This window comes from Providencia sp. 2024EL-00732, from assembly GCF_044006275.1.
Lineage (GTDB): Bacteria > Pseudomonadota > Gammaproteobacteria > Enterobacterales > Enterobacteriaceae > Providencia > Providencia huashanensis.
In genome coordinates this window covers 1-22,400 of sequence record NZ_JBIPDG010000002.1, presented here as the reverse complement: position 1 = coordinate 22,400, position 22,400 = coordinate 1, and the positions used below count along the sequence as shown (strand labels likewise).

Below are 22,400 nucleotides of genomic sequence, written 5' to 3'. Positions count from 1 at the left end.
TTAATGCTCTTCTGGTTGTAACACATAATGAGTTTTTACATCTTCGATTAATTCAGCCGTTCTTGTACGGAGGTTCCCCTTCATTTTCAAGCCCGTTGAATTTAGACCGTGTCCAATAATGGTCACTTTATCGTCAGATGAAACGTCTTGTGTTGTCAAATTGACAACTGCACTTTCAGTTGTAATTCGTTGGATCTGTGACTCTTTAGTTAAGCTATCGACCTGAACATCACTATATAGATAGAGAATTCTATCGTTTGTTAATCTGGCTTTGAAGGCTTTGACCGTCCATGTAGGCTGACCTGCCTCGTTATAAGTGGTTAAAACAGGTTTTGAAAACCAAGTGATTTTCCCTTCAGTGTAGTTATCTATTTTATCTGATACGAGCTTATAAGCTAAATTTCCCGCTGGATTATAGACAAAAGTCACCGAATCATCAGTTTGATAATTAGGTTGCCCATCATTAATTACTTTATCCTCTGGGTTAATAGCATCATTACCGGCTAAGTTCCAGCCAATAAGCCCTAATGCAATCAAGGATAAAATAATGATTAACCACTTCTTCGCATTGCTCATGAATTTAATCTATTCGTTATATTGATAAACCTTTCGCTTCTTCCAATTTACCTTGAGAAAGAAGAATAAGGTCACAAAGTTCGCGGACTGCACCTTTGCCACCACCAAGTCGGGTGATGTAATCAGCTTTTGGCAGTAACAACGGATGTGCATCCGCTACGGCGACAGATAAGCCTACTTTTGCCATAACTGGCCAGTCGATCAGATCGTCCCCAATATAAGCTATTTGTTCATCTGATAGTTGTAGTGTATCTAACAGTTGCTGATACGCCAAAAGCTTATCGCTTTGCCCTTGGTAAAGATATGTAATGCCTAGTGTTTGTGCTCTATCTTCAAGGAGTTTGGCTTTTCTACCTGTGATAATGGCAACTTCAATATTTGATGTTAATAGGCAGCGGATACCATAGCCATCACGAACATTAAAAGCTTTAAGCTCTTCGCCATTATTTCCCATATAAATCAAACCATCAGACATTACACCATCCACATCGCAGATCAGTAATTTCACTTTTGCTGCTTTTGTGAGTATGGCGTTGGCAACAGGGCCATAGCAGGTTTCTATATTTCCCGAACTCATTGTATTTCCTTATGTTATACAACACCCGCTTGAAGCAAATCATGCATATGTAGCACACCCACTAATTGATTACCATCGGCAACTAATAAAGATGTAACATGTTTAGATTGCATTAAATTAAGGGCTTCAACAGCCAACAGATTTGGAGAAACGCGGATACCTCCAGGGGTCATCAAGTCGGCAATTTTAGCATTATTTAAGTCAATACCCATATCAAATATACGGCGTAAATCCCCATCAGTGAAAATGCCTTCAATATTCATGTTGTCATCACAAATAACGGTCATTCCAAGTTTTTTGCGTGTAATTTCGACTAAAGCCTCACGCAAAGACGCGCTTTTAGGAATATGGGGGATATCATCACCCGTATTCATTAAATCACGAACTAAGAGTAAAAGTTTGCGCCCTAGTGCGCCGCCTGGGTGAGAAAGTGCAAAGTCATTAGCTGTAAAACCTCGAGCGGTTAACAAGGCTATCGCGAGTGCATCACCCATGACCAGTGTTGCAGTCGTACTCGTGGTTGGTGCAAGTCCTAGAGGGCACGCTTCTTGTGGCACTTTTATACACAAATGGACATCAGCATATTTCCCCATATTACTATCAGGGTTGTTGGTCATACAGATTAAGGGAACCTTAATTCTTTTTAAAACAGGAAGTAAAGCTAAAATCTCCCCTGATTCACCGGAGTTGGAAATAGCTAACACGACATCTTTATGGGTAATCATCCCGAGGTCACCATGGCTGGCCTCTCCGGGGTGAACAAAAAACGAAGGTGTCCCTGTACTTGCGAGTGTAGCGGCAATTTTACGGCCAATATGCCCCGATTTTCCCATCCCCATAACGACGACTTTCCCTTCACAGCCAAAAATAAGCTGGCAAGCGCGGTCAAAGTCTGTATTGATGTATTGCTCAAGGTTTTTTATACCTTCGTGTTCGATATGGAGAACTTCTTTACCTACTTTCTGAAAATCGAAGTTTGACATTTCTAGTTCCATGCGTAGCTTTTAAGTTAATCGGATAAGCGGAATTAAATTGTATAACGAATACTTAGTATCAGTAAGTATTTTGTCTGTTAAGCTATCTTTAAGGATAGTTTTGCGTCTAATTGTTATTTCATTGCGAGACGATGTTTAATTGGTATGTAAAGTGAGATCCCATAGCATCTTGGACCAAAAAAACATGGGTAAATTCGCGTATTCTTAAGTACAATAAATTACGGAATTCTAAGAGCTGTCTGCTGTTTTTACTGATAATTTTTACTGATTATAAGTAAATACTATTGTTTATAGCCTGTTTCATTTATATAAATATACAGTTGTAACACTAAAAGTCACATTTTCGACGCTATAATACTATAAATTCTATTTGGTTGTGATATTTGACGATTTTCAGTTTATCTTTCGGTAACATCTGAACGGATAAAAAATATTCAAGCACGATGTATAACGAGTTATTTAACAATGCAAGCACAGACAGACAACTTAATTGAAGTTCGGAACATGTCCTTTACTCGAGGAAGTCGGAAAATATTTGAAAATATTAACCTAACAGTTCCTCGTGGGAAAATTACGGCGATTATGGGGCCATCAGGGATCGGTAAAACCACACTGCTGCGCTTGATTGGTGGTCAATTAAGACCAAATGAAGGTGAAATTTGGTTTGATGGTGACAACATTCCTAGTTTGTCACGTTCAAAGCTGTACCAATCACGTAAAAAAATGAGCATGTTATTCCAGTCAGGTGCTTTATTTACGGATATGGACGTATTTAATAACGTCGCTTTTCCACTGCGTGAACATACTAATTTATCGGAATCTTTGATTCATACTACGGTAATGATGAAATTAGAAGCCGTCGGGTTACGTGGCGCAGCAAAGCTAATGCCGTCTGAGTTATCTGGTGGTATGGCGCGACGTGCGGCTTTAGCTCGGGCAATTGCTCTTGATCCTGATTTAATTATGTTTGATGAACCTTTTGTGGGGCAAGATCCGATAACAATGGGGGTTTTAGTCAAACTGATCGATGAGCTTAATCAAGCACTTGGGGTAACATGTGTCGTTGTATCCCATGATGTTCCAGAAGTGTTGAGCATCGCTGATAAAGCATATATTGTTGCGCAGCAGCATGTTATTGCACATGGCTCAGGGGATGAATTACGTGAAAATCGAGATCCCCGTGTGCGGCAATTCCTTGATGGTATTGCCGATGGTCCGGTACCATTCCGTTTTCCCGCCAATGATTATCTGGCTGATTTATTAGGGTAAAATAAGATGATAATAAAGGCGATCGCAGCCTTCGGACGCCGATGGATTGATATTTTTTCTGCGTTTGGTCGAGCTGGTTATATGCTGTTTCGCGCTTTACTTGGCAAACCAGAGTTTCGTAAACAGTGGCCATTATTGATGAAACAATTGTATGCCATTGGCGTACAGTCTTTACTGATAGTTGCTGTTTCAGGTTTGTTTATTGGAATGGTTCTTGGGTTACAAGGTTACCTTGTCCTGACAACATTTAGTGCAGAGGCAAGCTTAGGGATGATGGTGGCGCTTTCCCTATTACGTGAACTTGGTCCTGTTGTGACAGCTCTATTATTTGCTGGGCGGGCAGGGTCAGCATTAACGGCCGAAATTGGTCTAATGAAAGCAACTGAACAAATCTCTAGCCTTGAAATGATGGCAGTTGACCCTTTAAGGCGAGTCATTGCTCCGCGTTTTTGGGCTGGCTTTATTAGTATGCCATTGTTATCACTGATTTTTGTTGCTGTCGGTATCTTAGGCGGCGCATTGGTTGGGGTTGATTGGAAGGGTATCGATGAAGGTTTTTTCTGGGCGTCAATGCAATCCTCAATTGATTGGCGGCTAGATTTGGTTAACTGTGTGATTAAAAGCTTAGTTTTTGCTTTAACAGTAACTTGGATAGCGCTATTTAATGGCTATGATGCAATCCCCACTTCTGAAGGGATAAGTCAAGCAACAACACGAACCGTTGTGCATGCATCATTGTCTGTTTTAGGACTGGATTTCGTACTTACCGCACTGATGTTTGGGAACTAAGTCATGCAAAGTAAAAAAAGTGAAATATGGGTGGGTTGTTTTATGTTGCTGGCGATAGCCGCAATCATTTTTTTGTGTTTAAAAGTTGCTGATTTGAAGTCGATTGGGAGCCAATCTACCTACCAAATCTCTGCCTCTTTTGAAAACATTGGAGGTTTAAAAGAAGGCTCACCAATTAAAGTCGGTGGGGTGGTTATTGGTCGAGTTGCCAGTATCACTTTAGACAAAAAAAACTATATTCCCGAAGTTAAAATTGATTTATTGAGCGAGTACGACAATATTCCTGACTCTAGCTCACTTTCAATTCGTACTTCTGGGTTACTAGGGGAGCAATATATCGCAATGAATATTGGCCCAGATGATGAAGAGTTAGGTATTGCAATATTGAAAAATGGCGGGCGTCTAGAAGACACTAAGCCTGCCATGGTGCTAGAGGATCTCATCGGACAGTTCTTGTATAAGAGTGGTGATAGTCAAGGTACAGAGCCAGCGACAGAGTAATTTGAAGCTCTCTTTGAATAGTAAAGGAATTAATTATGTTTAAACGTTTAATGATGGTTGCCATGCTTGTTATTGCTCCATTTGCTATGGCGGTAGACCAAACCAACCCTTATAAATTAATGGATGAAGCGGCAGCGAAAACTTTTAATCGATTAAAAGCAGAACAGCCGAAAATTAAGCAAGATCCTGAGTATTTAAGAACGATTGTTCGTGAAGAGCTTTTGCCTTATGTTCAAATTAAATATGCGGGCGCTTTAGTGTTAGGCACCTACTATAAAGGTGCAACCCCAGCGCAGCGTGAAGCTTACTTCAAAGCATTCGAAGCTTATCTAGAACAGGTTTATGGCCAGGCATTAGCGATGTATCATGGGCAAACTTATCAGATTGCACCAGAGCAACCTACCGGGGATAAAAACATTGTTGCTATCCGTGTAACAATCGTTGACACCAATGGTCGCCCACCTGTACGTCTAGATTTCCAATGGCGTAAAAATAGTAAAACAGGTTACTGGCAAGCGTACGACATGATTGCAGAAGGCGTGAGCATGATCACCACCAAACAAAATGAATGGGGTGATATTTTACGTAAGCAAGGCGTTGATGGCCTAACAAAACAGTTAGAAGCTAGCGCAAAAGCCCCGATTACTTTAGAAGAGAAAAAGTAATATGAGCCACCCGTTAGCATGGGAACAAACAGAAATGACATTGCATCTAACGGGGACGTTAGACCGCGATTCTTTAATGGTGTTTTGGGATAAAAAGACGGTATTACTAGAAAGCATAGGTAATATCAATGTATCCGGTTTAACACATGTTGACTCTGCAGGTCTTGCGATGCTAGTTCGTTTAAAAGGCGAGTTCCAAGCTAAGAACCGCTCGCTGAGTATTACTGGTATTAGTGAGAACTTGAAAACATTGATTGAACTATATGGGGTTCAAACGGTGATTGCGAGTTAGGTTAAATGTCCTAAACTAAGTCAAGTTATGTAAAAATAAGCGCCTCTATGTGCTTTTCAGCTCGAGAGGCGTTTTCTTTGGTTTAAGTGTTAAGCTTAATCCTTTAGGATAGGGTCTTGCCTTGACTGCTCCGATTACGATGTTTTGATATAGGCAACGAAACATGGTGAGTTAGGGTAATATTATAAATCACAAATAATTAATAAAATTGAGTCATTATGGATACCAACGAAATTAAGCAAGTATTGATGGATAAGCTGTCTCTGGATGAGGCTATTGTTACTGGTGATGGCAGCCACTTTCAGGTTATTGCCGTCGGTGACATGTTTGACGGCATGAGCCGTGTTAAGCAACAGCAAGCAATTTATGCGCCTTTGATGGAGTATATTGCGGATAACCGCATTCATGCTTTATCAATTAAAGCGTACACCCCTGCGCAATGGGAGCGCGATCGTAAACTTAGTGGTCTTTGATTTCAAAGCCTAAGCGAACAGCCTGTAAAATTCGACATACGAGAACACTTGAATGGATAAGTTTTTAGTTAAAGGGCCAACCCGGTTAGAGGGTGAGGTGACTATATCTGGCGCAAAAAATGCGGCATTACCAATCTTGTTCGCTGCTTTATTGGCTGAAGAGCCAGTAGAAATTCAGAATGTCCCTCATTTAAGGGACATTGATACCACCATTAAATTACTGAATCAGCTTGGTACGAAAGTTAAGCGTAATGGTTCTGTGTATGTCGATGCCAGCACTGTGACAACTTATTGTGCACCTTATGATTTGGTTAAAACGATGCGTGCTTCTATTTGGGCATTGGCACCATTAGTCGCGCGTTTTGGTCATGGTGAAGTTTCTTTACCAGGTGGTTGTGCTATCGGTGCGCGCCCTGTTGATTTACATATCTCTGGTTTAGAACAATTAGGCGCAAATATTGTTCTAGAAGATGGTTATGTAAAAGCAACAGTAGACGGCCGTTTGAAAGGCGCATGCATTGTGATGGACAAAGTCAGTGTGGGTGCGACTGTTTCTATTATGACAGCAGCAACGTTGGCTGAAGGTACGACAACGATTGAAAATGCGGCTCGTGAGCCAGAAATTGAAGATACTGCTAATTTCCTTAATACCCTTGGTGCCAAAATTACAGGTGCAGGTACTGACCGTATTGTGATTGAGGGGGTTAAGCGCTTAGGTGGCGGTGTCTACCAAGTTCTACCTGATCGTATCGAAACAGGGACATTTTTAATCGCCGCCGCAGTTTCTCGTGGGAAAGTGATTTGTCGTAATGCACGCCCAGATACACTTGATGCTGTATTAGCTAAATTACGTGAAGCTGGTGCGAAAATCGAATTAGGGGATGACTGGATTAGCTTAGATATGGAAGGTAAACGCCCGAAAGCAGTTACTTTACGTACAGCACCACACCCAGGTTTCCCAACGGATATGCAGGCACAATTTAGTTTGCTCAACCTTGTTGCTGATGGTGCAGGGATGATCACCGAAACGATTTTTGAAAACCGTTTCATGCATATTCCAGAGTTGATCCGAATGGGCGCTCATGCTGAAATTGAAAGTAATACTGTGTTGTGTCATGGCGTTGAAAAACTGACCAGCGCCCAAGTGATGGCAACAGATTTACGCGCTTCAGCAAGTTTAGTTATTGCGGGTTGTATAGCCGAGGGGACTACGACGGTTGACCGTATCTACCATATTGACCGCGGCTATGAGCACATTGAAGATAAATTACGTGGTTTAGGTGCCGATATTCAGCGAGTACATTCTGACGATTAGTCATATTGTTAGCACAGGTCGGTAGTAAACCTATTGACTTAGTTAAACCCAAAAAAGGTTGTTCTTCGAATGGAACAACCTTTTTTATTACAAAGAGAATGAATAAATTAACCCGCTTGGCCTTCAGGGATTTCCTCAATAATAACATCAATATTTTTGACTTCGCCATCCCGTAATATTTGTACTGCGGCTTTACTTCCGGGGCGAATTTCAGCCACTAAATCCATGGTTTCTGCCGCCGAAATGGCAGGCTTACCATCAACGGATAAAACAATATCACCTTGCAAAATCCCCGCTTTGGCGGCAGGCCCATTCGGAGCCACTTGGAAAACACGTAAACCTTGTATTTGATTGATATTATTATTGTTTGACCTAATTTGTGGTAGTTCGCGGGCGGTGATCCCAATGTAACCACGGATCACCCGACCATCACGGATTAGTTTATCCATGATTTTAGTCGCTAGTGCCGTTGGAATAGCAAAACTTAGCCCTTCAGAGCTAATACCTTGGCCTGCGGTAAATGAAAGCGTGTTAATACCAACTAATTCCCCTTCAGTATTGATTAATGCACCACCTGAGTTACCTGAATTAATTGAAGCATCAGTTTGTAGGAAGTTTTGTCGGCGTGTTGAGCTTAGCCCTACACGGCCAGTTGCGCTAATAATACCTTGGGTGACGGTTTGACCAATATTATAGGGGTTACCAATAGCAAGAACGACGTCACCAACATGGGTAACACGCTTGGTGTTAATGGGGATTACAGACAGGTTGTCTGCGTCTATCTTAAGCACTGCGAGGTCAGTTAATGAATCCGAACCGACTAACAAGGCATCAAAGATAGCGCCATCTTGTAAGGCTACAAGGATTTGGTCTGGGTTATCAACAACATGTTTATTCGTAATGATATAGCCATTTGGGCTCATGATTACGCCAGAACCGAGAGATTTTAGTTCACGACCAGATTGGGAAAAACTGCCCTTGGAACTACTATACACATACACTACAGCTGGAGCCGCACGGCGCACAGCTTTATTATAACTGACGGGTTCGCTATTTGTTTTACCATACAGTAAGTCAGCTAAGCCTTGAGGACGCAACGAAGGAACCGCAACGATAATAATCAATGCAGTTAACAGGCCAAGCATGACGGATAAAGTTAGCTTCTTAACCATAAAATATCGAACATTCAGTTATTTTTTCAACGTACCCTTGAGCATAACATAAAAAAACAGGCACAGCAGAGTGATACTGTACCTGTTTTATTGATTTTAAGATGGAGTTTAATAAATTAATTTTTCATTAATAGATACAAGGTTTCCCCATCACGCAATACTTTCATTGCCAGCACTGGTGGCTTACCGTCAATAATTTTACGGAATTGGTCAATGGTCTCCACACGTGAGTCATTGACACCAAAGATTAAGTCACCTTTCATTAGGCCAATTGCAGCCGCAGGTGATTTTGGAGCCACGCTATCTACTTGGACACCTTTGGTATTACTGATAATTGCATTAGAAATAGTTGCACCTAATAAGGATTCACTTAGTTTTTCTGCTTTAGTTGCCGTACCTTCATCGTTCTCTAATACCACTTTGACATCAATTGGTTTACCAGAGCGGATTAAGCCAATGGTAATTTCTTTACCTATTTGGCTAGTACCAATTTTAGCTCTCAACTCAGCGAAACTGTTAATACGTTTACCATCAACTGAGACTAAGACGTCACCAGATTTAATACCCGCTTTAGCAGCAGATGATTTAGGAATAACTTCACTTACAAAGGCACCGCGTTGTGCATCAATGTTAAATGCTTTTGCGATATCGGAGTTCATCTCCGTACCTTTAATTCCTAAAATACCGCGTTTAACTTCCCCATGTTTAATCAGTTGTTCACTTAGGTTTTTAGCCATATTACTTGGGATAGCAAAACCGATACCGATATTACCGCCACCAGGGGCTAATATTGCAGTATTAATACCAATTAGCTCACCATTTAGGTTAACTAATGCACCACCTGAGTTACCACGGTTAATTGAGGCATCTGTTTGGATAAAGTTTTCCAAACCTTCAAGATTTAATCCACTACGACCTAATGCTGAGATAATCCCTGAAGTTGCCGTTTGGCCTAACCCAAATGGGTTACCAACTGCGACAGCAAAATCACCAACACGTAGTTTATCTGAATCTGCAATGCTAACAGCCGTTAAGTTTTTAATATCTTTGTTATTCGTGATTTTCAGTAATGCGATATCTGTTTGTGGGTCTTTACCAATCAATTTTACCGCGATTTCACGACCATCATTTAATTGGATTTGAATTTTGTCCGCACCATCAATTACATGGTTATTAGTTAAAATATACCCTTGTTCTGCATCAATAATTACACCGGAACCAAGCCCTTCAAATGGGCGCACGCTTTGTTGTTGTGATGGAACATTTGGGCCAAAAAAGAATTTTAGCTCTTCAGGAATTTGTTGATTTTGTACACGAGTCCCTGATACATGAATATTGACCACTGCGGGTAATACTTTTTCAAGCATTGGGGCTAGGCTTGGTAAATTTTGACTTTGTGCTGTTACGGGTAATGAAGCGGGTAATGCTGCACTGCTAACGGCAGGAATAGCGGCTAATGATAACCCTAGGCTCATTGCTACAGCGGTAAGAAAAAAGTTTTTTCTTTTCATAATTTAGTCGATTCTCTCAAAAATAATTATCAATTCACTGTGGATACATTTTTGGGAGTAACACAATGAGTTGAGATATTGGTTGGTATCAGATTCAATTTTACTGAAGACTATGACTATAGATTATGCGCAAAAGTTCCCTTTACGGGTAGCGAATATCCATTCTTTTACATCTATTTACATGCAACTTAAGTGAAACTTTAACTTCTATACAGTTGCTAAATAAATCATTAAGTTACATTTAGATGGAAATTTTGTTCAGATTTATTAAATGAGTATTTAAAAGCAGAAGATACAGGTGGAATAATAAAATTCAGTGAATGTTATAAGGAATCACCAGTAAGTGGCACTTACTGGTGATAAACGAAGAAAATTACTTTTCTTTCTCTTCAAGAGGGCGGAACAAGCCTGATGCGCCATCAGAGTAATCTCTTGGTGGCATTTTAACTGGTGCTTGGTCGTTATCTGCCTCAGACTCCGTTAAGCGATAGTTAAATGGGTTATCTTGTGCAGGCATATCAGGCATCAATTCAGACGAACTTTGTGCCATGTGTTGATACAGTTGACGGTAGTCACGCGCCATTTTATCCAATAGTTCTGCGCTGCGAGCAAAATGGCTAACAAGCTCTTTACGGTACTCTTCAAGTTCAGTGCTTTTTTTGTCTAACTCAGCTTGCGCTGTTTTTTGTTGGCGAAGTTTTGGGTTACCATAACGGACAACTAGTGCGCCGATGATAAAACCAACAATTAATCCTATTAATGCATACTCCCAGGTCATGCTGACTCCTTCATTACTTCAATGTTCACAGATTCAATGTTCGCAGAAATTAAGTGTCGTTACCGTTACTATACCTTAAATAATTCAAGTTGCATGTAAGCGTCAAGTAAAGCATTTCAACATATTGTAATTTGACAATTAAGTGATGAGAAAACCCACAAAACTTGAACTAGCTAAACTAAAGTTATTCAGAACTTAAAGGTAGAATCTTAAGTTGAATTTCCTTACTCTATATCGATTCGTTAACCGAAAGTTAAATGATAACTGAATCTGGTTATAATAAAGGCAGTGTATATCAAATAACGGTAAAAAAACCGAAATTTTTAAGGATTATTCAGTTAATGTCACCAATGAGCCCTACAATGCGTTATCAACAAGCGTTAGCTGATGGGAATTATCAGCCTGATGACGTACAAAAGCTTGCTGTCGAACGCCTAGATAAAATTTATCAGAACCTCGTTAATGCACCTTCAATTGTTCCTAGTGAAAAACCTTCTGGTTTAAAGCAACGTTTTAGCCGCTTATTAGGCAAAACTCCGACTACATCGATAGTGCCTGTACAAGGGTTATATATGTGGGGGGGAGTGGGTCGTGGAAAAACATGGCTAATGGATATGTTTTACGAAAGTTTACCAGGAACACGTAAACTTCGTTTGCATTTTCATCGTTTTATGAAAAAAGTACAAGAAGATTTAATGGCGTTACAGGGGCAAGAAAACCCGTTAGATATTATTGCCGATGAATTTAAAAAACACACTGACGTGTTGTGCTTTGATGAGTTTTTTGTCTCTGATATTACTGATGCAATGATTTTAGGTACTTTACTTGAGGGGTTATTTGCTCGGGGTATAACGTTAGTGGCTACCTCGAATATTATTCCTGATGATTTGTATCGTAATGGTTTGCAGCGTGCTCGTTTTTTACCTGCGATCGAGCAAATTAAAAAGTATTGCGATGTAATGAACGTCGATGCAGGGATTGACTATCGCTTACGGACTCTAACTCAAGCTCACCTATTCTTGTCGCCAATTAATAGTGAAAATCGTCAACATTTGGATGACATTTTTGTTAAATTGGCCGGGAAGCAAGGTGAACAATCACCGGTGTTAGAAGTTAATCACCGCAAAATGCAGGCGATCCGTACCGCGGAAGGGGTTTTAGCAATAGAGTTTAAGGTGCTTTGCGAAGAGCCTCGTAGCCAAAACGACTATATCTATTTATCGAACTGTTACCATACTATCTTGTTATATAATGTACCTGCCATGGGTACGAACGATGAAAACTCCGCTCGCAGGTTTTTGGCCTTAATTGATGAGTTTTATGAGCGTAAAGTTAAATTAATTATTAATGCAGCAGTACCGATGGAATCGCTTTATCAAGGGCAATTACTGGCGTTTGAATACCAACGTTGTTTGTCCCGTTTACAAGAAATGCAAAGTGAAGAATACCTTAAAATCCCACATTTGGCTTAAGTGGACAAACCCTTAAGTCGATAAACCATTGGTATTTTATCGAGTAAACGCCTTGGAATGCACAATTTAAGTACAAATTAGGGTGTTTATTCGAATAAACGTAAAAAAAATGCATTTGGGGTCGATTTTTGTTGCTGACTTCTCTATAATCTTGCGACCCCACGTTACAGCATTGTTTTTTATTTCCCAAAAAATAATGCATTAATGCCAGTTAGGCTGCTCGAAGGGGTAGGTTTACTGGACAAAGAGTCGTGTGAACCTCAGAAAGCTTATGAACATGAGTGTTCACCAACGTGTAACTTCAATATTGGGTAAGTTTTAATGAAAACTTTTACAGCTAAACCAGAGACCGTAAAACGCGACTGGTATGTTGTTGATGCAGATGGCAAAACTTTAGGCCGTCTTGCAACTGAAATTGCTAGCCGTTTACGCGGTAAGCATAAAGCGGAATACACTCCGCACGTGGATACTGGTGATTACATCATCGTTCTGAATGCAGAGAAAATTGCTGTTACCGGCAATAAACGCGAAGACAAAATCTACTATCGCCACACTGGCCATGTAGGTGGAATCAAGCAAGCAACTTTCGAAGAAATGATTGCTCGCAGTCCTGAGCGTGTGCTTGAAATCGCGGTTAAAGGCATGTTGCCAAAAGGACCTCTGGGTCGTGCAATGTACCGTAAACTGAAAGTTTACGCAGGTAATGAGCACAACCACGCGGCTCAACAACCGCAAGTTCTTGACATTTAATCGGGATTATAGCAATGGCTGAAAATCAATACTACGGCACTGGTCGCCGCAAAAGCTCATCTGCTCGTGTCTTTATTAAGCCGGGTAGCGGTAACATCACAATCAATCAACGTACACTGGAACAATACTTTGGTCGCGAAACTGCGCGCATGGTTGTTCGTCAGCCGTTAGAGCTGGTTGAAATGTTAGAAAAACTGGATCTGTACATCACTGTTAAAGGTGGTGGTATTTCAGGTCAAGCAGGCGCAATCCGTCACGGTATTACACGTGCACTGATGGCTTACGACGAGACTCTTCGTTCTGATCTGCGTAAAGCTGGTTTTGTTACCCGTGATGCGCGTTCTGTTGAACGTAAAAAAGTGGGTCTGCGCAAAGCACGTCGTCGTCCGCAGTTCTCCAAACGTTAATTTATTGCCCTTTGGGCATGAAATTAATGAAAAAACCCGCCTTTATGGCGGGTTTTTTTATTGTCTGTTGTTTTTGATTAATTAATATTGGTAATACTTGATTAAATATAGCGATTAAAAAGAAATTGATATAATTTGTAGAAAAAAGAATTATTTAGTTTAGAATTTAAAATTATTATTAGTTGGGTGTTATTTAGTTCATTTATTTATTATTAAATAACCAAAGTATGGATTCAACTCCAAGGATTTAAATCCATATATAAGTATATTTTTAGTTAATAAAACTATTTTTTTTTGTGATTTAACCTGTCATTGAAATATACTTATGATTTTTTCGATGCTTCCCCCCTAAGCTGTACAAAATCTGTTAGAATATGTGCCTGTTTTTTATTTCGGATTTCTCGCCTTTATTGTGCGGGAGGGTTGTGTTGGCTTTCAGTATGGATAAATGAAAGACGGACACTGGGGATTTTAAAATGGGTAATCGGTAATTAAATACTTAATTACATTTCGTCCATTTTGTATTTTGGAGGTTTTAATGGCTGTCGCTCCTAATAAACGTTCGGTAATGACATTGTTCTCTAGCCCAACTGACATTTTTAGCCATCAGGTACGTATTGTTCTGGCTGAAAAAGGAGTTAGTGTTCAAATTGAATATGTTGAACCTGGTCAGCAACATAAAGATTTGATTGACCTCAACCCATACCATAGCGTTCCAACGTTGGTTGATCGTGATCTAACGCTTTATGACCCACATATTATCATGGAATACCTTGATGAGCGTTTTCCTCATCCACCATTAATGCCTGTTTATCCAGTTGCACGTGGTACAAGCCGTCAATTAATGTATCGCATTAAAAATGACTGGTATTCATTGATGGACAAAATTGAGAAAGGCACGGCACAAGAAGCTGCAAATGCCCGCCGTCAATTATCTGAAGAGCTGATCGCAGTTTCTCCTGTTTTTGCTGAAATGGACTTCTTCATGAGCGAAGAATTTAGCATCGTCGATTGCTATTTGGCTCCATTGCTGTGGCGCTTACCTGTACTCGGTATTGAAATTAACCCATCAATCAGCAAATACTTACATTTTTATATGGATCGCGTTTTTGACCGTGACGGATTCAGCGCGTCATTGACGGATGCTGAAAAAGAAATGCGCGAGTCTAGACAGCCTATTAGAAGAGGCTAAAAATGATGGAAATGACACCAATGTCACCACGTCGTCCTTATTTGTTACGTGCCCACTACGAGTGGTTACTTGATAACGATATGACTCCGCATTTGGTGGTTGATGTCACCGTTCCCGATGTAAACGTTCCTATGGAGTTTGCTCGGGATGGGCAAATTGTTTTGAATGTAGCGCCTCGAGCCGTCGGTAATTTCGAAATCACCAACGAAGAAGTGCGTTTCAATGCCCGTTTTGGTGGTGTGCCGCGTCAAGTGTATGTTCCAATGTCAGCAATTATGGCGGTATATGCACGTGAAAATGGGGCTGGTATGATGTTTGAACCTGAGACTGCTTATGATGCAGAGTTATCCTCAGGGGTCGAAGATATTGAAGAACCAGAAGATAATATTACTTTAGTTCATGAAGCTGACCTTCCTGATGAAAGTTCGCAAGAACCATCAGGTGATGAGCCACCTAGGCCTCCGAAAGGTAGACCTGCACTAAGAGTTGTCAAATAACAGGCTTATCAGTTTTCATTACTTTAGAAATCAAGTAATAACGATCAACAGAGGGGATAGTCCCTCTGTTTTTCTTTTCTTTAAAGTATTATTCGGTAATTAAACACCGAGAAAAAGCAAAATTCCTTCAGCTGCTCCGCGGCCATCAGCAATCGCAGTGACTACAAGGTCAGAACCCCTAATGGCATCTCCCCCTGCAAATATCTTTTGATTGGATGTTTGGTATGGAAAACCCGTATGATGACTAGCTAAGATATGACCGTGCTGATTATGCTTAACATCTTGCTCTGCTAACCAAGATTGAGTGTATGGGTGAAAACCAAAAGCAACAATAACCACATCAGCTTCGATAAAAGTATTTGAATTTTCAATGAGTTCTACTTGATAACGCCCATCTTTGAGTTCACCTTTTTGGGTTCGAGAAGCATAAATGCCAGTAATCTGACCATTTTCATTGGTGGCTACTTTGGTCGCTTGGGTATTAAAATAAAATTGAACACCTTCGTCTAATGCATTCGTTATTTCTTTTTGCGACCCGGGCATGCTTGCTTTATCTCTACGATAGACACAATTAACCTGTGCAGCGCCTTGACGAATAGCACTCCGAGTGCAATCCATCGCGGTATCCCCCCCACCTAAAACAACCACGCGTTTTTTATGTAAATCAATGTAGGGTTGGTCTGTAGATGCAGGTAGTGCCATTAAATGACGGGTATTCGCGATTAAATAGGGCAGAGCCTCATACACGCCTTGAATTGATTCAGTTGAGAGGTTCCCTTTAATTGACTGATAGGCACCTGTAGCAATAAAAATAGCGTCATAGGTGCTAAGAAGCGCATCTAACGAGAGGTCAACACCTATTTCAGTATTAAGCTGAAACTGTACCCCCATTTCTGCCAAAATTTCATGTCGCTGCATCATAACGTGTTTTTCTAACTTAAATGCTGGGATACCAAATGTCAGTAGTCCCCCAATCTCGGGATGTTTATCAAAAACGATAGCCTCGACACCATTACGAACAAGAACATCGGCACAAGCTAGCCCAGCGGGGCCAGCCCCAATAATAGCAACACGCTTATTGACTGGAGAAACATGAGAAAGGTCGGGGCGCCAGCCTAATGCAAAGGCAGTATCATTAATATAGCGTTCAATGTGGCCAATAGTCACTGCACCATGGTCGTCATGTAGTACACAAGCGACTTCGCATAACTTATCTTGGGGGCAAACACGGCCACATATTTCGGGTAAACTATTGGTGTGATGGGACAATTCAGCGGCTTCAATGATACGCCCTTCAGCTGCAAGTTTAAGCCAACTAGAGATTGGGTTATGTAAAGGGCACTTCCATTCACAAAAAGGGCTACCACAAGACAGACAACGACTTGATTGTTGTTGAATATCAGAAACGTTATCAGGCTCATAAATTTCAACAAACTCTATTTTACGGGTTGCCAGTGCTTTTTTGTGTGGCTCGCGGCGTTGTAGGTTGAAACTGTTAGAATTCATGGTGTTCCTTAATGAACTTTGTCTGATTTCACTTGGTAAAACTTGGCGTTTTCTTTTAAGTTTATCGCCCATATTTAAAGATAAACAGCATTAATATTTTGTTTTTCAATTGATTGTGATTAAGATTTACTCAGAATGAGTTTTTACCCGAGTAGAAGCAAAGAAAATTCCTGATTGTTATTTATCATTAATAATAAAAAATGGCTATTGAATGAGCAGGATCGACATTTTGTATTAATAAACATCCGAAACTGTCCTGTTTGATATATGATTCAAAGAGAATTTAACTAAGGGGTGGTTATGAAAGTACTTCGCGGCCTTGCGCAATACTATGTCGATTTGATGATGAAACTAGGGCTGGTGCGGTTTTCACTATTACTAGCATCCGCGCTGGTTGTTCTTGCCATGATAATGCAGATGGCCGTGACAATCTTTTTGCGAGGGCATGTTGATAGCCTCGATATGGTCGGGTCGATTTTCTTTGGCTTAATCATTACCCCTTTAGCGGTTTATTTTCTTTCGGTTGTTGTTGAGCAGTTAGAAGAGTCGCGGCAACGTTTGTCGCGCATGGTCGATAAACTTGAAGTCATGCGTAAGCGCGATGCGGAATTAAACATTCAATTACATGGCAATATTGAGCAACTAAATCTTGAAATACAAGAGCGCGAAAAAGCTGAAAGAGCGCACTTGGAACTGCTTGAACAACTCAAACAAGAAATGAAATATCGAGAGCAAACACAGGTTGAACTTGAACAACAATCGGTGTTGCTGCGCTCATTCCTTGATGCATCACCGGATTTAGTTTATTACCGCAACGAAAATAACGAGTTTTCAGGTTGTAACAGAGCAATGGAACTGTTGACTGGTAAAAGTGAAAAACACTTAGTTGGGTTAACACCTCTAGATATTTATGATGTCGAAATTGCATCTAAAGTAATGGAGACTGATGAAAAAGTTTTCCGCCATAATGTTTCCCTCACTTATGAACAGTGGCTGGTTTACCCTGATGGCAGAAAAGCCTGTTTTGAGTTACGAAAAGTCCCATTTTATGACCGAGTAGGTAAACGGCATGGCCTTATGGGCTTTGGTCGCGATATAACAGAGCGTAAACGCTACCAGGAGGCGTTAGAGAACGCGAGCAGGGAAAAGACTACCTTTATCTCAACGATAAGCCACGAGCTTCGTACGCCGCTTAATGGCATCGTTGGTCTTAGTCGTATTTTACTCGATACGAATTTAACTTCAGAACAATCTAGCTATTTAAAAACGATTCATGTCAGTGCAGTGACATTAGGGAATATTTTTAATGATGTCATTGAGATGGATAAAATTGAGCGTCGTAAAGTCCAACTAGATAACCAACCCGTCGCATTACCTGAGTTTGTGAATGATTTAGAGAATCTAAGTGGGTTATTAGTTCAGCCCAAAGGGCTTAAATTTGTTATGGATGTGGCACCTACTTTGCCAAAAACGGTGTTAACTGATGGGACGCGTTTACGGCAGGTATTATGGAATTTAATTGGGAATGCGGTTAAGTTCACGCAACAAGGTGAGGTCAAAGTAAGTATTTGGCAAGAGCCTGAAAACAAAATCTTTTTTAGGGTAAAAGACAGTGGTATTGGCATACCTCAGGATGAGTTAGATAAAATCTTTGCGATGTACTATCAAGTAACAGATTCTGCTGGTGGTAAACCTGCAACAGGGACGGGGATTGGTCTTTCTGTATCACGTCGGTTAGCACAAAATATGGGGGGCGACATACAGGTTGAGAGTGAAATAGGCCAAGGTTCTACTTTTACTTTATCAATTACAGCGCCTGTGGTTGAAGAAGAAGTCGCTGAACATCAAGACAGTGATGATGATTACCCACTACCAGCCTTGCATATTTTATTAGTGGAAGACATTGAACTCAATGTTGTTGTTGCGTGTTCTGTATTAGAAAACCTTGGCAATACAGTTGATGTAGCGATGAATGGTAAAGATGCATTAGCAATGTTTGCTCCCGGTGAATATGATTTAGTGTTATTAGACATTCAATTACCAGATATGACAGGTTTAGATATTTCTAGGCAGCTTAAACAACAGTATGACAAAGAAGATTTACCGCCATTAATAGCCTTAACGGCAAATGTCCTTAAGGATAAAAAAGAATATTTTGATGCGGGAATGGATGGCGTATTGAGTAAACCGTTGTCGGTTCCTGCTTTAACTCAAGTTATAGAACAATTTTGGGGGGAGCATACTTCCCAAAATGAGGAAGTTGAAAACCGCGATGTCACATCACAAGTTGATGAGTCTATATTAGATTGTGACATGTTAGAGCAATACATTGAATTAGTCGGCCCCAAACTGATTTATGATGGGTTAGATGTTTTTGAAAAAATGTTGCCGGGTTATTTAGCTATTCTTGATTCGAATATGGTGGCTAAGGACCAAAAAGGTATTGTTGAAGAGGCCCATAAAATTAAAGGTGCCGCTGGCTCTGTTGGTTTAAAGAATTTACAGAAAATCGCACAGCAAATTCAATCTCCTGATTTACCAGCATGGTGGGATAATGTTCAGGAATGGGTTGATGAATTAAAACAAGACTGGAAAGCAGATATAGAAACTTTAAGAAACTGGGTTGATGAGCGTACAAAAAAATAACCCCAACCGAAGTTGGGGTGCGCGAATACTGCGCCAACACCAGGGAAATCGTTGATCTGCATGTATTTTTTGTTCTTGGCAAATCATTAAATTAGGTATATCACCGTAAAGGGCAACATCAAGATACCAAAATTTAGCGAATCTGTTACAAGATTCATTAAAATCTGTGATGAAGATTGATGTTTCTACCCTTTAGCGCTTGAGAGATAATTTACTACAAATGGAGGAAGATATGAAATCAATTGCGGTTATTTTAAGTGGCTGTGGTGTTTTTGATGGAAGCGAGATCCATGAGTCTGTATTAACTATGTTGGCTTTGAGTCAAAATAATGCTGAAGTTCATTTTTTCGCTCCTGATGATAATCAACCTACTGTTATTAATCATATAACTGGTGAAGAAAAATCAGAGAAACGTAACCAATTAGAAGAATCTTCTCGTATTACTCGTGGGAAAATATCGCCTTTGTCGTCAGCTGATGCATCAAAGCTAGATGCCCTCATAATTCCTGGTGGTTTTGGTGCTGCAAAAAACTTATGTAATTTCGCAGTTAAAGGAAGTGAGTGTGAAATTAATAAAGAACTATTAAGTTTAGTACGAGAAATGCATCAGCAGAAAAAGCCGCTAGGGCTGATGTGTATTGCTCCTGTCATGCTTCCTAAAATGTTAAATACATCAGTAGAACTAACTATTGGTGATGATAGTGAAACGATTGCTCAGATAGAGAGCATGGGAGGGAAGCACGTCAAATGTACTGTAGATGACATTGTAGTTGATGAGGTTAATCGAGTTGTTACAACACCTGCTTATATGCTGGCTCAATCAATTTCTGAAGCAAATATAGGTATTAACAAGCTCGTTAAGAAAGTATTGGAAATGGCGTGATTATTTAAATGCTAACTTTTGTTTCTAGATTGTGGCACTGGTTAAAGAAGATCACAATTTCATTACTTGTGGTGTGGCTTTTTTCCGTCATTCTTTTTAAATATGTACCAGTGCCATTTTCAGCAGTAATGGCAGAAAGACAAATTACCGCATGGTTAAACTTAAACTTTTCTTATGTATCTCATTCTAAATGGGTAGATGAAAATCGTATTTCTCCGTATGTTTATTTGGCTGTAATTGCCGCTGAAGATCAAAATTTCCCTCATCACTGGGGTTTTGATCTTGATGCAATTGAGAGGGCTTATCAACATAATATGATCAATAAACAGTCAGTCAGAGGGGCATCTACCATTTCTCAACAAACTGTAAAAAACGTATGGTTATGGGATGGAAGAAGCTGGATAAGAAAGGGGTTTGAAACAGCAATGACTCCAGTTATGGAGCTCTTCTGGTCTAAAAAAAGAATACTTACTGTTTATTTGAATGTTGCTGAGTTCGGAGAGGGGGTTTTTGGGGTAGAAGAGGCTGCAAATAAATTCTTTAATAAGCCTGCTAGCAAGCTTACAATGAATGAAGCTGCATTATTAGCAGCAGTTTTACCTAATCCTCATAGGTATAGCGTAAAATCACCCTCTTCTTATGTTTTAAAAAGGCAAGCGTGGATCTTGAATCAGATGCGCTTATTAGGCGGTAAGAATTTTCTGAAAATAAACCAATTGGCTTCGGAATAAGATAAAAGCCATGGTTTTTAACTCATGGCTTTTATTTTTATACCAATATATTATTGTTTATGATTAATTGAGATAAGTGAATGCTGTGGTTACTCGGCGAACACCGTCTGTTTCGCTCGCAATTTTTGCTGCTGCATCACCTTCTTGCCTTGTTAATACCCCCAATAAAAAGACTTCACCATTTTCTGTGATGACTTTTACACTGCCCGATTTAACACTGTCACTGGCAAGAATTTTGGATTTTACTTTGGTTGTTAACCAAGTGTCTTTTGAGGCTGTGCCTAAATCAACAGGTTCACCACTACGAACCTCATTATAAACAGCAGTAGTTCCTTCAACATTCGAGGCGATTTGTTTCGCACGCTCAGCCCAAGCCATGTCAGGGCTTTGCCCCGTTAATAACACATTTCCTTTATACGCAGTCGCGATAATGCGTGCTTTACCTGTTATTTCCTTATCTTTATTAAGTTGTCCACTAACACGTGCTTCTAAGGTGCCATCGTCAACTTGCTGACCAACTGTGCGAGGATCTGTAGCGCTTTTCGTTGCAACAGCAGCAGAGCCGACAACAGCAGCACCAATACAACCTTGTAAAAGAATAGTACTCATGATTATGGCAAAAACTGGTATTAATCGCATTTTGTCTCCTTAATCGTCCTGATGAGGGAAAAGGGTATTATCTATGAGGTCGCACAGACAATTTACAGTAAGTAAATGAACTTCTTGGATACGAACACTTCTTTGAGATGGGATCCTAATTTCAACATCTTGTGGGCCAAGTAACCCTGCGAGCTCTCCACCGTCATAGCCAGTGAGAGCGACAATGGTCATATCTCGCGTTACCGCCGCTTCAACAGCTTTAATTATATCACTGCTATTACCATGAGTAGATATTGCCATTAGAACATCACCATGCTGCCCCAATGCCCTAACTTGTTTAGCATAAATTTCGGACGGTTGTTTGCTGCCTGAGATAGCGGTTAATACAGCATTATCGGTATTAAGTGCCAATGCAGGCAGGCTAGGACGTTCAGTTTCGAAACGGTGGATCATACTCGCGGCGAAACGTTGTGCTGTGGCAGCAGAAGCACCATTACCACAACATAAAATTTTGTTACCATTTAGCAATGATTGAACCATCATCATTGCAGCTCTGGATATAGCATCCGGCAGCGCTTCAGCAGCTGCTATTTGAGTTTGAATACTTTCAGTGAAACAAACTTTTATACGGTCTAGCACTGGTTTTTTCCTATCAAAATTTACCCGTCATACTTCGTGCTGTAGCGGTGTTGGCTACGCTCGCTAACCCTAATCACATACTTATGTATGCTCATAGGGATTAGCTTACTTGCCGCCTTGCTACAACACGAATTATTTAGGGTAATCCCGTCATATCCCATGCT

Annotated in this window: 24 protein-coding genes; 15 read left to right on the top strand and 9 right to left on the bottom strand. The window is 40.3% G+C overall.

The genetic code is table 11. From position 1 onward, the window contains the following. The 3 genes from lptC to kdsD are packed head-to-tail and all read right to left on the bottom strand — an operon-like array spanning nucleotide 1 to nucleotide 2,136. Nucleotides 1-576 (bottom strand): LPS export ABC transporter periplasmic protein LptC, encoded by a 576-nt coding sequence (lptC, locus tag ACHB7C_RS05170; RefSeq protein ID WP_042846223.1) that lies wholly within the window; start codon nucleotides 574-576, stop codon nucleotides 1-3. Nucleotides 577-592: 16 nt separating this feature from the next. After that, nucleotides 593-1,153 carry a 3-deoxy-manno-octulosonate-8-phosphatase KdsC gene (gene kdsC / locus ACHB7C_RS05165; RefSeq protein ID WP_042846222.1) on the bottom strand — a complete coding sequence of 187 codons (561 nt, stop codon included), beginning with the start codon at nucleotides 1,151-1,153 and terminating at the stop codon, nucleotides 593-595. Nucleotides 1,154-1,167: 14 nt separating this feature from the next. Further along, nucleotides 1,168-2,136 carry an arabinose-5-phosphate isomerase KdsD gene (kdsD, locus tag ACHB7C_RS05160; protein ID WP_042846220.1) on the bottom strand — a complete coding sequence of 323 codons (969 nt, stop codon included), beginning with the start codon at nucleotides 2,134-2,136 and terminating at the stop codon, nucleotides 1,168-1,170. A 477-nt stretch (nucleotides 2,137-2,613) separates the two neighbouring features. Here kdsD and mlaF point away from each other — a divergent pair, with 477 nt between their 5' ends. The 7 genes from mlaF (at nucleotide 2,614) to murA (ending at nucleotide 7,452) form a co-directional block, all read left to right on the top strand. Next, nucleotides 2,614-3,417, top strand: coding sequence for a phospholipid ABC transporter ATP-binding protein MlaF (gene mlaF, locus ACHB7C_RS05155; protein ID WP_042846218.1), 804 nt, complete (start codon nucleotides 2,614-2,616; stop codon nucleotides 3,415-3,417). Nucleotides 3,418-3,423: 6 nt separating this feature from the next. Further along, nucleotides 3,424-4,206, top strand: coding sequence for a lipid asymmetry maintenance ABC transporter permease subunit MlaE (gene mlaE, locus ACHB7C_RS05150; RefSeq protein WP_042846216.1), 783 nt, complete (start codon nucleotides 3,424-3,426; stop codon nucleotides 4,204-4,206). 3 nt (nucleotides 4,207-4,209) lie between these two features. Then, the gene (gene mlaD, locus ACHB7C_RS05145; protein WP_042846214.1) at nucleotides 4,210-4,707 is read left to right on the top strand and encodes an outer membrane lipid asymmetry maintenance protein MlaD; all 498 of its coding nucleotides are present in this window, start codon (nucleotides 4,210-4,212) and stop codon (nucleotides 4,705-4,707) included. Nucleotides 4,708-4,742: 35 nt separating this feature from the next. Beyond that, nucleotides 4,743-5,372, top strand: a complete 630-nt coding sequence (gene mlaC / locus ACHB7C_RS05140; protein ID WP_395346633.1) for a phospholipid-binding protein MlaC — start codon at nucleotides 4,743-4,745, stop codon at nucleotides 5,370-5,372. Nucleotide 5,373: 1 nt separating this feature from the next. Next, on the top strand, nucleotides 5,374-5,664 hold the full coding sequence (gene mlaB / locus ACHB7C_RS05135; RefSeq protein WP_042846211.1) for a lipid asymmetry maintenance protein MlaB: 291 nt from the start codon (nucleotides 5,374-5,376) through the stop codon (nucleotides 5,662-5,664). 218 nt (nucleotides 5,665-5,882) lie between these two features. Further along, the gene (gene ibaG, locus ACHB7C_RS05130; RefSeq protein ID WP_042846210.1) at nucleotides 5,883-6,137 is read left to right on the top strand and encodes a BolA family iron metabolism protein IbaG; all 255 of its coding nucleotides are present in this window, start codon (nucleotides 5,883-5,885) and stop codon (nucleotides 6,135-6,137) included. Between the two features lie 52 nt (nucleotides 6,138-6,189). After that, on the top strand, nucleotides 6,190-7,452 hold the full coding sequence (gene murA / locus ACHB7C_RS05125) for a UDP-N-acetylglucosamine 1-carboxyvinyltransferase (RefSeq protein WP_042846209.1): 1,263 nt from the start codon (nucleotides 6,190-6,192) through the stop codon (nucleotides 7,450-7,452). Between the two features lie 107 nt (nucleotides 7,453-7,559). On the opposite strand, the gene degS is transcribed toward murA, so the two are convergent. The 3 genes from degS to zapG form a co-directional block, all read right to left on the bottom strand. Continuing rightward, a complete protein-coding gene (gene degS, locus ACHB7C_RS05120) occupies nucleotides 7,560-8,624 on the bottom strand; it encodes an outer membrane-stress sensor serine endopeptidase DegS (protein ID WP_395346628.1) in 1,065 nt (354 codons plus the stop codon). 116 nt (nucleotides 8,625-8,740) lie between these two features. Continuing rightward, the gene (locus ACHB7C_RS05115) at nucleotides 8,741-10,135 is read right to left on the bottom strand and encodes a Do family serine endopeptidase (RefSeq protein ID WP_042846207.1); all 1,395 of its coding nucleotides are present in this window, start codon (nucleotides 10,133-10,135) and stop codon (nucleotides 8,741-8,743) included. Between the two features lie 373 nt (nucleotides 10,136-10,508). Continuing rightward, nucleotides 10,509-10,913 (bottom strand): Z-ring associated protein ZapG, encoded by a 405-nt coding sequence (zapG, locus tag ACHB7C_RS05110; RefSeq protein WP_042846206.1) that lies wholly within the window; start codon nucleotides 10,911-10,913, stop codon nucleotides 10,509-10,511. Nucleotides 10,914-11,254: 341 nt separating this feature from the next. Between zapG and zapE the strand changes: the two genes are divergently transcribed. The 5 genes from zapE to sspB all read left to right on the top strand — a co-directional run bounded on the left by zapE (nucleotide 11,255) and on the right by sspB (nucleotide 15,231). Continuing rightward, nucleotides 11,255-12,385 (top strand): cell division protein ZapE, encoded by a 1,131-nt coding sequence (zapE, locus tag ACHB7C_RS05105; RefSeq protein ID WP_042846205.1) that lies wholly within the window; start codon nucleotides 11,255-11,257, stop codon nucleotides 12,383-12,385. A gap of 321 nt (nucleotides 12,386-12,706) precedes the next feature. Continuing rightward, entirely contained in the window at nucleotides 12,707-13,135 is a 429-nt protein-coding gene (gene rplM, locus ACHB7C_RS05100) for a 50S ribosomal protein L13 (protein ID WP_004258237.1), read from the top strand. Between the two features lie 14 nt (nucleotides 13,136-13,149). Beyond that, nucleotides 13,150-13,542: a 30S ribosomal protein S9 gene (gene rpsI / locus ACHB7C_RS05095; RefSeq protein ID WP_004258235.1), complete on the top strand. Its 393-nt coding sequence runs from the start codon at nucleotides 13,150-13,152 to the stop codon at nucleotides 13,540-13,542. 538 nt (nucleotides 13,543-14,080) lie between these two features. Continuing rightward, the gene (gene sspA, locus ACHB7C_RS05090) at nucleotides 14,081-14,734 is read left to right on the top strand and encodes a stringent starvation protein SspA (protein ID WP_042846204.1); all 654 of its coding nucleotides are present in this window, start codon (nucleotides 14,081-14,083) and stop codon (nucleotides 14,732-14,734) included. 5 nt (nucleotides 14,735-14,739) lie between these two features. Next, complete coding sequence (gene sspB / locus ACHB7C_RS05085) at nucleotides 14,740-15,231, top strand: ClpXP protease specificity-enhancing factor (RefSeq protein WP_042846406.1); 492 nt, start codon at nucleotides 14,740-14,742, stop codon at nucleotides 15,229-15,231. 99 nt (nucleotides 15,232-15,330) lie between these two features. Here sspB and ACHB7C_RS05080 read toward each other — a convergent pair whose 3' ends face one another. Continuing rightward, nucleotides 15,331-16,737 carry an FAD-dependent oxidoreductase gene (locus ACHB7C_RS05080; RefSeq protein WP_042846203.1) on the bottom strand — a complete coding sequence of 469 codons (1,407 nt, stop codon included), beginning with the start codon at nucleotides 16,735-16,737 and terminating at the stop codon, nucleotides 15,331-15,333. A gap of 300 nt (nucleotides 16,738-17,037) precedes the next feature. Between ACHB7C_RS05080 and arcB the strand changes: the two genes are divergently transcribed. The 3 genes from arcB to mtgA all read left to right on the top strand — a co-directional run bounded on the left by arcB (nucleotide 17,038) and on the right by mtgA (nucleotide 20,997). Then, nucleotides 17,038-19,383 carry an aerobic respiration two-component sensor histidine kinase ArcB gene (arcB, locus tag ACHB7C_RS05075; protein WP_042846202.1) on the top strand — a complete coding sequence of 782 codons (2,346 nt, stop codon included), beginning with the start codon at nucleotides 17,038-17,040 and terminating at the stop codon, nucleotides 19,381-19,383. Nucleotides 19,384-19,615: 232 nt separating this feature from the next. Beyond that, nucleotides 19,616-20,266, top strand: coding sequence for an isoprenoid biosynthesis glyoxalase ElbB (gene elbB / locus ACHB7C_RS05070; RefSeq protein ID WP_048606189.1), 651 nt, complete (start codon nucleotides 19,616-19,618; stop codon nucleotides 20,264-20,266). Nucleotides 20,267-20,274: 8 nt separating this feature from the next. Then, nucleotides 20,275-20,997 carry a monofunctional biosynthetic peptidoglycan transglycosylase gene (gene mtgA, locus ACHB7C_RS05065; RefSeq protein ID WP_071548612.1) on the top strand — a complete coding sequence of 241 codons (723 nt, stop codon included), beginning with the start codon at nucleotides 20,275-20,277 and terminating at the stop codon, nucleotides 20,995-20,997. A gap of 63 nt (nucleotides 20,998-21,060) precedes the next feature. Here the strand turns inward: mtgA and dolP are convergent, their stop codons facing one another. Continuing rightward, a complete protein-coding gene (dolP, locus tag ACHB7C_RS05060; RefSeq protein ID WP_042846198.1) occupies nucleotides 21,061-21,636 on the bottom strand; it encodes a division/outer membrane stress-associated lipid-binding lipoprotein in 576 nt (191 codons plus the stop codon). Between the two features lie 9 nt (nucleotides 21,637-21,645). Further along, on the bottom strand, nucleotides 21,646-22,236 hold the full coding sequence (diaA, locus tag ACHB7C_RS05055; protein WP_004908326.1) for a DnaA initiator-associating protein DiaA: 591 nt from the start codon (nucleotides 22,234-22,236) through the stop codon (nucleotides 21,646-21,648). Nucleotides 22,237-22,400: the final 164 nt, after the last annotated feature.

Coding starts and splice junctions, on each gene's coding strand:
- lptC (WP_042846223.1), bottom strand. CDS start 576: ATGAGCAATGCGAAGAAGTGGTTAATCATTATTTTATCCTTGATTGCA.
- kdsC (WP_042846222.1), bottom strand. CDS start 1,153: ATGAGTTCGGGAAATATAGAAACCTGCTATGGCCCTGTTGCCAACGCC.
- kdsD (WP_042846220.1), bottom strand. CDS start 2,136: ATGTCAAACTTCGATTTTCAGAAAGTAGGTAAAGAAGTTCTCCATATC.
- mlaF (WP_042846218.1), top strand. CDS start 2,614: ATGCAAGCACAGACAGACAACTTAATTGAAGTTCGGAACATGTCCTTT.
- mlaE (WP_042846216.1), top strand. CDS start 3,424: ATGATAATAAAGGCGATCGCAGCCTTCGGACGCCGATGGATTGATATT.
- mlaD (WP_042846214.1), top strand. CDS start 4,210: ATGCAAAGTAAAAAAAGTGAAATATGGGTGGGTTGTTTTATGTTGCTG.
- mlaC (WP_395346633.1), top strand. CDS start 4,743: ATGTTTAAACGTTTAATGATGGTTGCCATGCTTGTTATTGCTCCATTT.
- mlaB (WP_042846211.1), top strand. CDS start 5,374: ATGAGCCACCCGTTAGCATGGGAACAAACAGAAATGACATTGCATCTA.
- ibaG (WP_042846210.1), top strand. CDS start 5,883: ATGGATACCAACGAAATTAAGCAAGTATTGATGGATAAGCTGTCTCTG.
- murA (WP_042846209.1), top strand. CDS start 6,190: ATGGATAAGTTTTTAGTTAAAGGGCCAACCCGGTTAGAGGGTGAGGTG.
- degS (WP_395346628.1), bottom strand. CDS start 8,624: ATGGTTAAGAAGCTAACTTTATCCGTCATGCTTGGCCTGTTAACTGCA.
- ACHB7C_RS05115 (WP_042846207.1), bottom strand. CDS start 10,135: ATGAAAAGAAAAAACTTTTTTCTTACCGCTGTAGCAATGAGCCTAGGG.
- zapG (WP_042846206.1), bottom strand. CDS start 10,913: ATGACCTGGGAGTATGCATTAATAGGATTAATTGTTGGTTTTATCATC.
- zapE (WP_042846205.1), top strand. CDS start 11,255: ATGTCACCAATGAGCCCTACAATGCGTTATCAACAAGCGTTAGCTGAT.
- rplM (WP_004258237.1), top strand. CDS start 12,707: ATGAAAACTTTTACAGCTAAACCAGAGACCGTAAAACGCGACTGGTAT.
- rpsI (WP_004258235.1), top strand. CDS start 13,150: ATGGCTGAAAATCAATACTACGGCACTGGTCGCCGCAAAAGCTCATCT.
- sspA (WP_042846204.1), top strand. CDS start 14,081: ATGGCTGTCGCTCCTAATAAACGTTCGGTAATGACATTGTTCTCTAGC.
- sspB (WP_042846406.1), top strand. CDS start 14,740: ATGGAAATGACACCAATGTCACCACGTCGTCCTTATTTGTTACGTGCC.
- ACHB7C_RS05080 (WP_042846203.1), bottom strand. CDS start 16,737: ATGAATTCTAACAGTTTCAACCTACAACGCCGCGAGCCACACAAAAAA.
- arcB (WP_042846202.1), top strand. CDS start 17,038: ATGAAAGTACTTCGCGGCCTTGCGCAATACTATGTCGATTTGATGATG.
- elbB (WP_048606189.1), top strand. CDS start 19,616: ATGAAATCAATTGCGGTTATTTTAAGTGGCTGTGGTGTTTTTGATGGA.
- mtgA (WP_071548612.1), top strand. CDS start 20,275: ATGCTAACTTTTGTTTCTAGATTGTGGCACTGGTTAAAGAAGATCACA.
- dolP (WP_042846198.1), bottom strand. CDS start 21,636: ATGCGATTAATACCAGTTTTTGCCATAATCATGAGTACTATTCTTTTA.